Source organism: Methanocrinis sp. (assembly GCF_049974945.1).
Lineage (GTDB): Archaea > Halobacteriota > Methanosarcinia > Methanotrichales > Methanotrichaceae > Methanocrinis.
In genome coordinates this window covers 1-9,522 of sequence record NZ_JBNGCU010000071.1, presented here as the reverse complement: position 1 = coordinate 9,522, position 9,522 = coordinate 1, and the positions used below count along the sequence as shown (strand labels likewise).

General features: G+C 58.2%; 8 protein-coding genes. 3 read left to right on the top strand and 5 right to left on the bottom strand.

Features of this window, described 5'->3' with window-relative positions:
* Positions 1 to 1,415, bottom strand: a 1,415-nt coding sequence (locus ACP5EL_RS07655; protein WP_428401926.1) for a cation:proton antiporter, incomplete at its 3' end; no start/stop codon positions are given.
* 631 nt (positions 1,416 to 2,046) lie between these two features.
* Here ACP5EL_RS07655 and engB point away from each other — a divergent pair.
* On the top strand, positions 2,047 to 2,628 hold the full coding sequence (gene engB / locus ACP5EL_RS07650; protein ID WP_428401925.1) for a GTP-binding protein EngB: 582 nt from the start codon (positions 2,047 to 2,049) through the stop codon (positions 2,626 to 2,628).
* On the opposite strand, the gene ACP5EL_RS07645 is transcribed toward engB, so the two are convergent.
* Positions 2,625 to 3,731 carry a mechanosensitive ion channel family protein gene (locus tag ACP5EL_RS07645; protein WP_428401924.1) on the bottom strand — a complete coding sequence of 369 codons (1,107 nt, stop codon included), beginning with the start codon at positions 3,729 to 3,731 and terminating at the stop codon, positions 2,625 to 2,627. The two genes, engB and ACP5EL_RS07645, sit on opposite strands and share 4 nt — an antisense overlap.
* A 116-nt stretch (positions 3,732 to 3,847) precedes the next feature.
* On the opposite strand from ACP5EL_RS07645, the gene ACP5EL_RS07640 reads away from it, so the two are divergent.
* Positions 3,848 to 5,032, top strand: a complete 1,185-nt coding sequence (locus ACP5EL_RS07640; RefSeq protein WP_428401923.1) for a right-handed parallel beta-helix repeat-containing protein — start codon at positions 3,848 to 3,850, stop codon at positions 5,030 to 5,032.
* Positions 5,033 to 5,155: 123 nt separating this feature from the next.
* On the opposite strand, the gene ACP5EL_RS07635 is transcribed toward ACP5EL_RS07640, so the two are convergent.
* Positions 5,156 to 6,394, bottom strand: coding sequence for a proteasome-activating nucleotidase (locus tag ACP5EL_RS07635; protein WP_428401922.1), 1,239 nt, complete (start codon positions 6,392 to 6,394; stop codon positions 5,156 to 5,158).
* Between the two features lie 260 nt (positions 6,395 to 6,654).
* On the opposite strand from ACP5EL_RS07635, the gene ACP5EL_RS07630 reads away from it, so the two are divergent.
* Positions 6,655 to 7,752, top strand: coding sequence for a methionine adenosyltransferase (locus tag ACP5EL_RS07630; protein WP_428401921.1), 1,098 nt, complete (start codon positions 6,655 to 6,657; stop codon positions 7,750 to 7,752).
* Positions 7,753 to 7,821: 69 nt separating this feature from the next.
* On the opposite strand, the gene ACP5EL_RS07625 is transcribed toward ACP5EL_RS07630, so the two are convergent.
* Both ACP5EL_RS07625 and eno read right to left on the bottom strand, forming a co-directional pair.
* Complete coding sequence (locus ACP5EL_RS07625) at positions 7,822 to 8,130, bottom strand: DUF5611 family protein (RefSeq protein ID WP_428401920.1); 309 nt, start codon at positions 8,128 to 8,130, stop codon at positions 7,822 to 7,824.
* 50 nt (positions 8,131 to 8,180) lie between these two features.
* Positions 8,181 to 9,437: a phosphopyruvate hydratase gene (gene eno, locus ACP5EL_RS07620; RefSeq protein ID WP_428401919.1), complete on the bottom strand. Its 1,257-nt coding sequence runs from the start codon at positions 9,435 to 9,437 to the stop codon at positions 8,181 to 8,183.
* Positions 9,438 to 9,522: the final 85 nt, after the last annotated feature.

Genomic DNA, 9,522 nt, shown 5'->3' with positions numbered 1-9,522 from the left:
GAGAGGTGGTAGGATATCAGCGAGTTCGCCTTGTCGTTGGAGGTGAGGGCCATGAGGTACCCCATCCCCTCGAGGTCAATCTCCTCCAGGACGTGATCGGCCATGATGTTCCCGTGATAGGTGGGAAGCCCTGCCTCGTAGGCCTGGGAGATCTGGCTGTAGTTGGAGTCTACGATCAGGACCTTCACCCCCGCCCTCTGGAGAGCCAGGGCAATCCGTCGCGCCTGAGGATGGGCACCGACGATGAGGACCCCCTGGGGGTTTGAGGTGGCGAGGCCGAGCCAGCAGGCCAGGGGCGCGGCTCCGATGCCGTAGACCGCCACCGTCCCGATGATCACAAAGAAGGTGAGGGGCGCGAGGAGCTCGGCCTGGCCAAACCCGATCTCTGCGAGCCTCAGGGCGAAGACCGAGGATACCGATGCCGCCACGATCCCCCGGGGGGCCATCCAGGAGAGGAAGACCAGCTCCTGCCACCGAAGTCTCGCACCCCAGGTGGAGATGATGACGGCGGCAGGCCGGACTATGAGCATCAGAACTCCGAGAAATAAGAGGCTATAGCCGTCGATGTACTCCAGGTCCGCGATCGAGAGCCTTCCCGCGAGGACTATGAAGAGGGCGGATATCAAAAGCACCCTCAGGTTCTCCTTGAACTCTATTATGTGTTTGACGGCGACGGCCCTCTGGTTGGCCAGGGCGACTCCCATCAGCGTCACGGCGAAGAGGCCCGACTCGATCTGGAACTGCTCTGAGATGGTGAATACGGCGACGACCATCATCAATGCCACCGGGTTTTGGAGATAGTCGGGGATCCAGTAACGTTTGAGAAACTGGATGAGCAAAACCTCGCCGGCTACCCCGACCAGGACCCCTACGAAGACCGTATTCATAATTCCAAGGATGGTGGCAGTCGTCGCGCTTCCGGCTCCGCCCATGGCGATCGCCTGGAAGACCAGAACCGCCAGCATCGCCCCGATGGGATCGTTCATGATCCCCTCCCACTTGGCTACGTTTCCGACCCTTCCGTTGGGACGGACCTGAAGAAGCATCGGAAGGATGACCGTTGGTCCGGTGACCACCAGGATCGAGCCGAAGAGGATGGCGATGTACGGGTCGAGCCCCAAAATGAGATGGGCGGCGATGGTGGATCCAACCCAAGTGACGAGAACTCCCACGGTTATTAGGTTGCGGACGACGGTCCCGATCTCCCGAAGCTCGCCGATCTTCAGGTTCAGGCCGCCCTCAAAGAGGATCACTGCTACCGATAGGGATACCATAGGGACGAGGAGGGGGCCGAGGATCTGGTCTGGATCGAGGAGACCGGTGATGGGGCCCGCGCCAAGGCCGAATATCAGCAGTACCAGTATCGATGGTAGACCTAGCCTCCAGGCCAACCACTGGGCCACTATGCCCAGCACTAATATCGTAGAGAGATAAATAAGGATATCTTCGGTCAAGTTTCGGCACCCGACAGATCAAGCGATGATCTGGCCGTCCTTAAAGGTTTCTGATGCAACAGTACGGGGCTGATGCAACAGGATAAGGGGGAGGTGGGAGGGCAAAAGTCGCATATCGGGGATTCAGGAGGGAGGGAAGCTTCGACGTCAGACTTTTGCCTGGGAGTACCTCGTCATCTGACGAATATAAACTTTTCCATCGATCATCAAGTTTCCGGAAACTGTCGCCTTGGCGACCCATGTGCAATCGCGTCTGATCTTGTGCTTGGGCCTGATGATGCCCAAAAAAATTGTGGAATTTTAAGATCCTCGAAGGCCGAGTGATCCGCGATCGTGCGGGCTGTAATGAAGGGAGGGCAAAAGTCGGTGTAGGGATTTTAGGGAGGGAGGAAAAAGTACGGTCGACTTTTGCCTATCTCATATACGACATACGTCGAATATAAGGCTTTCGGTTCGTGCGGGGGCGACAGGTCCAGCAGCTCGCTCCTTGGATTTGGGAGGTCCGGCATGAGGGCGGTTGGAGGGGAGCTAGAATGATGGAGGGAAACTAATTTCTGAAGGGGACCTCCAACAGATGGGAGATGATCGGTCCATGACTTCAGAGATCGTGCTGGTAGGAAGGTCGAACGTCGGCAAATCCACCCTCTTTCGCCTGCTCACCGGCAAGAGGGTGAGGGTGGGTAGAAGGCCCGGGGTTACCGTCGGCCCCGCCAGAGCAGTGGTGGGAAACGTCGTCTACGTAGACATGCCGGGGTACGGCTACATGAAAGGCGCCGGTAAGAAGGTCCAGGAGGGGACGAAGGACTTCATAGTCCGTCGCTTCGAAGAGAAGACCGAAGAGATCCTCCTGGCGATACAGGTGATAGACGCCGCGAGCTTCGTCGAGATCGCCGACCGCTGGGAGGAGAGGGGCGATATCCCTCTGGAGGTGGAGCTATTCGAGTTTCTGACGGAGCTGGACCTGGCGGTGGTCGTGGCCGCAAACAAGATGGACAAGGTCAAAGATCCCGACGCCACCCTGGACGAGATCGCCGAAAGGCTCGGGATGCTCCCCCCCTGGAGCCAGTGGAAAGATAAGATCGCCCCCATCTCCGCCAAAGCCGGAGATATCGAACCTCTGAAGGAGATCATAAGGTCGAGGCTCCCGAGCCGCGGGGGCCGATCTCAGAGCTAAGATGCCCGGTCCTCATGATCGGACCCCGTCTCCTGAAATTTCGGGATCGACGATCCGGGTGGAGTCTGGATGATGAGGTTTCTGTAGGGGAAGGGTATCTCTATACCCTCCTTGTCGAACCCCTTCTTGATCGCCTCTCTTATCTCGCATGCGGTGGTCCAGGCCACATCCCTGTTGGGAACGTCAATTCCGAGCCGCAGGTTCACGGCGAAGTCTCCAAGCTCGGTCACCCTCACCGCTATATCATGATTTTTGAGGACGAGCGGATGCCTCTTCGCCACCTCGATCATGATCTCTCTCGCCCGGTCTATGTTCGCGCCGTAGGCGATCCCCACGGTTACGGGATAGGTTATGACCGGGTCGGTTATCGACCAGTTGATTATGGGCTGGTTGCCCATGATGCTGTTGGGTACGAAGATCCTCCGGCCGTCCCAGGTCTTGATGGTGGTGTGCCTCAGGGTCAGGTCCTCTATCTGGCCGTACTCACCGTTGAAGTCGATGAAGTCGCCCACCCTGAAGGGGTGGAAGACCGCGAGGAAGAGGCCGGAGATGACATTGGATAGCGAATCCTGGGCCGCAAAGCCTATGGCGATGCCTGCAACGCCGGCCCCAGCGAGGAGCGTTACTGCGAGGGTGTTGAGGGTCGGTATCCGGGAGACGACGAGGAGGAAACCGGCGATGTAGATCACCGCCACCAGAAGCCTGCTGATTAGGGTCCTGAAGGTTATCTCGGTCTCCACATCAAAGCCGGCTTTTCCCGTTCCGATGACCTTAGGAAGGTGGACGGTGATCGCGCGCCTTACGATCACTGCGGTGAGGTAGGTGGCAACGAGGATTACGACTACCTCTAAGAAGATCCTGGCGATCGATACGAGATCTATGCCGAGAGCAGAGTTCAGGTAGTCGATGATCGTGGTCAGGGCCGACTGGTCGCCCTTCCCAGTAAGCTGGGATGGCACCTCCGAAGATAGCTCCCTCGGGAGATCTGTGGTCAGGTTAGATATGTTCGAAGCGGGGTCAAGATCCTCGGTGCCGGTCTCAGAAGGGAGCATGTACTCATAGAATATGTCCTCTTCCGCCGAGATGTTCTCATCCGCTTCCATCAAGTTCGGGGAGACCCCTGACTACTTAATATTTTCGCATCCTGGCCATAAAAGTTTAAAACGAGTGCAATCCTAAAAAAAGCTTTTAACCGATAAACCAGCTTATATCCCTTCCTATGCTCAGAAACAGCGTCTATAGAAGGGTCCTTGTAATTTCGGTGATCTTCTTAGCCCTCTTGGTGGGGCTGACTTTTGCAACAACGTACGTGGTATCTCCCGATTACGACGACAGATTCATCCAGGCCACCATAGACCGAGCCAGCGACGGGGACAGGATCGTCGTTAAGAGCGGCCTGTACAGCGAGAACTTGCAGATCAACAAGAAACTCGCCGTCGTAGGCCTCGATACGGGCAACGGCAGGCCCGTGGTGGACGCTGAGGGGTTTGGCACCGCCATCGTCATCTCCGCCGACGGAGTTTTGCTTGAAGGGTTCGAGGCCACCAATTCGGGCAGTCTGTGGAAGGACGCCGGGATAAAGGTGACCTCGAATAACAGTGTCATAAGAGATAACAACGTCACAGGAAATGAGTATGGCATAGTCCTCGACGGCTCTGCCAATAACAATGTGGCGAAAAATTCGGTCTGCAACAACGACGTGGGCATCTCTCTTTACTCATCGGAGAAATGCACTATAACAGAGAACTACGCCTGCAACAACACCTTCGGTGGCATACTCCTGAGCAAGGCGAATAACAACTCCATAAGAAACAATAACGCAAGCCTAAACCAGTGGGCGGGAATCATCCTTGGAGAATGCAGCAACAATACAGTCTCCAACAACATCGCCCGTTACAACGATAATGAGGGTATCTGGCTCCTCCGATCTGCCGGCAACACCGTCAGGGGGAACAGGGTAAGGTACAACTACATCTTCGGGATCCGCCTCTTCTTCTCCAACAGGAACGCCATCACCAGCAACACTGTAAGAAACAATTTGGACGGTGTCAGCCTGGAGAACTCCAACGGGAACGTCCTCGCCGGAAACAACCTGAGCATCAACGACTATGGCATCTACATCGACAACTCCTTCAACAACAGGATTTACATGAACAACCTGATCGACAACCAAAAGAGCGCCCACTCCTGGAACTCCTCCAACTTCTGGAACTCGACGGACCGTCTGAGCTACATCTACAACGGCGTGGCGTACAAGCGGTACATCGGCAACTACTGGAGCGGATACTTCGGACCCGACCCCTTCGGGGACGGTCTCGGGGACCTGCCTCAAGCGGTCTCAGATACAGAGAAGGACCATAACCCCCTGAAGAAGCCCTCCGAGAAGTATACCCTTAGAGGCTGAGAACACTCGGGTCGCCTAGGAGATCTCGCGTAAGAAAAGAAAAGAACATTTTGGGAGGCGAGGGGGAAGGGGGGCTTGCGCCTCGGCACAAGTCGCCACCGATCCTCATCGAAAGGCTCTCCGTCAGGAGAACATCCTCATGGACTCGTCGACCCGGGGCAGCATCTCCTCCCCGAGGACCTTGTCCACCGCTCTTTCGAAGTCCTCTGCGGTCACCGAGCTGCCGTGCCGCCTTATGGCCATCATGCCGGCCTCTACGGCGATCGACTTGAGATCGGCACCGCTGGCGCCCTCCGTCTCTCTGGCCATCGCCAGGAGGTCCACCTCGGGGCTCATCTTCATCTTCTTGGTGTGGATCCCAAGGATGGCCAGGCGAGCGTCGAAGTTCGGCATCGGTATCTCTATTATCCTGTCGAACCGCCCCGGCCGGAGGAGAGCTGGGTCCAGGATGTCTATCCTGTTGGTGGCAGCGATGACCTTGACGTCGCCCCTCGCCCTGAAGCCGTCCAGCTCGGCCAACAGCTGCATCATCGTCCTGTTCACCTCGGCGCTTCCGGTGGTCCCGTCGTGGGTCCTTATGGACCCGACGGAGTCTATCTCGTCGATGAAGACGATGGCAGGGGCTTTGTCCCGCGCCATCTGGAATATGTCTCTCACCAGCTGGGCGCCCTCGCCGATGAACTTGTGGACGAGTTCGCTACCCGACATGTGGATGAAGGTGGCTTTTGAATGGTGGGCCACTGCCTTGGCGATGAGGGTCTTGCCGGTTCCTGGGGGACCGTAGAGGAGGACGCCCTTCGGCGGCTCAACCCCGATCTCGGCGAAGAGCTCAGGCTGGGTGAGGGGGAGCTCGACGGTCTCGCTCACCTCTCTGATCTGGTCCTCCAGGCCGCCCACCTGATCGTAGGTGACGGTGGGGGCCTCGATAAGCTCCATGGTCTTGGCCCTGACGTCCACGGACTTGTCCATCACCCTCACGATCGTCAGGGAGTTGTTTATGGCGACTCTGGTGTTCGGCTCCAGCTTCTCCATCATCTCCGGAGAGGTGGTGGTTATGAACTCCTGGTTGTTTCCGTGCTGTCGGAGGAGGACGTAGTCCTCTCCCATCTCCACCACCGTCGCCAGGAAGAGGGGCATCCTGCGGAGAAGGGCGTTCTCTTTCTTCAGCCTCTCCTCCTCTCGCATGTACTTCTTGTTGGATATGAGGGTCTCAACGAGCTTGGCTCTGGTGTCCTCTTTCTCCATCCTGAGGGTCTCTATCTCCTCGCTCAGGCGCTTGTTCTCGTTCTCCAGAGCTGCGATCCTCTTTACGTGTAATTCCTGAATCGACTCCTGATCTGTCGTTATTGTTGACTCAGTCATTACTCAGCCGAATGCTCCTCCCTGAATATAAATTACACCCTCAGAAATAGGTTGGCTTTTATAAATCTCCGATGCGGTCACAGCCTCAGTTATCCGGTAAATTTACAGCCGATAATCTCGACGTGGCCATAATTATGGGATTAGATCTATCGACGTTTGTCTCCATATTATAACGCCGATCGGCGTAATCTGGGGCCGCTCTCTCCTCGCAACCGATCAAAATATTAATTCGGAGATCATTCAATTATTGGGGTGTTTTGATGATCGAGTTTCTGAGGTACAGACCCCTCCTCTTCGAGGTGGTTGAGCGCAAGGGGCTGGGCCACCCGGATACCCTCGCCGACGGCGTATCCGAGGCGATATCGGTGGAGCTCTCCCGGTTCTACATGGAGGAGTTCGGAGAGATCCTCCACCACAACGTGGACAAGGTCCTCATAACCGCCGGAGAGACTGAGGTCTCGTTCGGCGGCGGGCAGGTCGTTGAGCCTCCGACATTGATCGTCGGCGGCAGAGCGACGGCGCCTGAGGGCGAGGATCTGGACGCCTTGATCGCGAGGGTCGCCTCGAGCCATCTCGAAAGATCGGTCAAGAACCTTGAGGAGTACAGGGTGGACTCCAGGGTGAGGGAGGGGTCGCCGGAGCTTGTAAGCCTGATGAAGAGGGGGGCGAACGACACCTCGATAGGGGTCGGGTTTGCGCCTTTAAACCCCACCGAGGAGCTGGTCCTCGATCTGGAGGAGAGGATCCGAGGAGTGAGGGGCGCGGGGGAGGATACCAAGGTGATGGCGGTTCGTATCGGCGAGAGGCTGAACCTGGTGGTGGCGGTGGCGATCGTCTCCAGGTTCGTCTCCTCGATGGAGGACTATCGAGAGGTGAAGGAGAAGATTCGCGAGACGATTCTCGAGGTCGTCGACGCCGATGTCGCCGTCAACGCCGCCGACGGCGAGGAGAACATCTTTCTCACCCTGACCGGAAGCTCGATTGAGATGGGGGACGACGGCGCCACCGGTCGGGGCAATCGCGGGAGCGGCCTCATCACTCCCATGAGGCCGATGTCGATCGAGGCGATCGCGGGGAAGAACCCCGTAAACCACGTCGGCAAGATCTACAACGTCGTCGCATCGAGGGCTGCGAGAGAGATCGCCGAGATCGAGGGCGTCGAAGAGGCGTACGTCACCCTGGTGAGCAGGATAGGCGCTCCCCTCACAGAACCGCTGCTCCGGGCGGTGGAGATAAGAGGAGAGGTGCGACCGGAAGAGAATGAGGAGAAGAGGATCGAGGCCGTCGTCGACCGCCACCTGGAGGGGATAAAAGATCTGGTCGAGGAGTTCGTGGCGGGGAGGCTGCGGGTCTGCTAGAGAAGGGCCTGGATAAAAGGCGGGCCGGGGCAAAAGCCGTATTGCGAAGGGCGCGCGGAAAAACGGCCCCTAGCCCTTGCTCGCCTCCTTCTTCGCCTGCTGTAGCCTCTGCTTTGCGGTGTAGCCGGTGGCCCGCTCCAGGAAGTTTCGAAACCTCTTGTTGGTGTCGAGGATCACCTCGTCGTCGGCCTTGTCTGAGGCCTCGGTGGTGACGCAGAGCTTCTTGCCAGCGATCGAGACCTCGATGGACTTGAGGGCTCCGTAGCTGAGAAGGAGCCTCCCCCCATCCTCCCGGATCTCGGCGGGAAACTCCTCCTCCAGGGCTGCCTTTATCCTCTCCAGCTCGGGCTTAAAGCCTCTCTTGAATGAGTATTCCATGGGCCGGCTCATGGAGCCGGTCGATTATAGATCTTTCGAGCCCTGCTAAATTATATCCGGGCGTAGCTCGAGGCGAAGCCGAGCTTCTCCTCGATCCGCAGGAGCTGGTTGTACTTTGCGTTCCTCTCGCTCCGGGCGGGGGCCCCGGTCTTGAGCATCTCGGCCCCCAGGGCCACGGTGACGTCGGCGAGGGCTGAGTCCTCGGTCTCGGCGGACCTGTGGCTTGCCATCACCTTGAAGCCGTTTCTGAAGGCCATCCGGGCGGCGTCGAAGGCCTCGGAGACGGTGCCGATCTGGTTGAGCTTGAGCAAAAGCGCGTTTGTCGCCTTCATCTCGATCCCCTTGGCCAGCCTCTCGACGTTGGTGACGTAGATGTCGTCGCCGACGATGATCGTCCCCGGAAGACGAGCGGTGAGGGCCGCGAAGTCCTTGTACGCCTCCTCCTCGAAGGGGTCCTCGATGAGGATGATGGGATACGTGGAGACGAGGTCGGCGTAGAAGTCGACCATCTCGCCGGCCGAGAGCTTCTTGCCGTCGATGGCGTAGGAGCCGTTCTCAAAGAAGCTGGAGGCGGCGGCGTCCATCCCGATCCCGATCTCTTTCTCGTAGCCGGTGACGTCAAGGGCGGACATCAAAGCGTCGAGGGCGTCGCAGGTTTTGTTCAGGGGTGGGGCGTAGCCTCCCTCGTAGCCGACGTTGGTGGCTCCTGCGCCGTACCTCCCCGCGAGGATCTTGCCCAGGGCGTGGTAGGTCTCCGCCGCCATCCGCAGGCCCTCAGAGAAGCAGCTTGCGCCCTTGGGTAGGATCATGAACTCCTGGATGGCGAGGTCGTTTCCGGCATGCTGGCCGCCGTTGAGGACGTTTAAGGAAGGCACGGGCAGGGTAGTCGTGTTGACCCCGCCGAGGTACTGATACAGCGGAATCGCCAGCTCGCTGGCGGCGGCCTTGGCCACGCCCAAAGAGACGCCGAGGATGGCGTTCGCGCCCAGGTTCGACTTGAGGGGCGTCCCGTCCAGAGCCAGCATGAAGTCGTCGACGGCCCGCTGCTCCAGGGCGGAGATCCCGGACTCGATCAGCTTCGGCCCGATGATCTCGTTGACGTTCTTCACCGCCTTGAGGACGCCCTTTCCATTGTATCGGTCGTCGCCGTCTCGAAGCTCCAACGCCTCGTGGGTCCCGGTCGATGCGCCCGAGGGGACGGCGGCCCGGCCGAAGCCGCAGCAGGTACAGACGTCTACCTCAACGGTGGGGTTTCCTCGCGAGTCCAAAATCTCGCGAGCGTGAATGTTCTCGATCTCAAATGACATTATAATGCACCTGGACGACCCTTCGAGCCTGATTTATTTAACCTCTTTGGGAGGTCGAGAAAGAAAGCCTGCAAGCCTCGTCTGC

Coding starts and splice junctions, on each gene's coding strand:
- ACP5EL_RS07645 (WP_428401924.1), bottom strand. CDS start 3,731: ATGGAAGCGGATGAGAACATCTCGGCGGAAGAGGACATATTCTATGAG.
- ACP5EL_RS07625 (WP_428401920.1), bottom strand. CDS start 8,130: ATGGAATACTCATTCAAGAGAGGCTTTAAGCCCGAGCTGGAGAGGATA.
- engB (WP_428401925.1), top strand. CDS start 2,047: ATGACTTCAGAGATCGTGCTGGTAGGAAGGTCGAACGTCGGCAAATCC.
- eno (WP_428401919.1), bottom strand. CDS start 9,437: ATGTCATTTGAGATCGAGAACATTCACGCTCGCGAGATTTTGGACTCG.
- ACP5EL_RS07635 (WP_428401922.1), bottom strand. CDS start 6,394: ATGACTGAGTCAACAATAACGACAGATCAGGAGTCGATTCAGGAATTA.
- ACP5EL_RS07630 (WP_428401921.1), top strand. CDS start 6,655: ATGATCGAGTTTCTGAGGTACAGACCCCTCCTCTTCGAGGTGGTTGAG.
- ACP5EL_RS07640 (WP_428401923.1), top strand. CDS start 3,848: ATGCTCAGAAACAGCGTCTATAGAAGGGTCCTTGTAATTTCGGTGATC.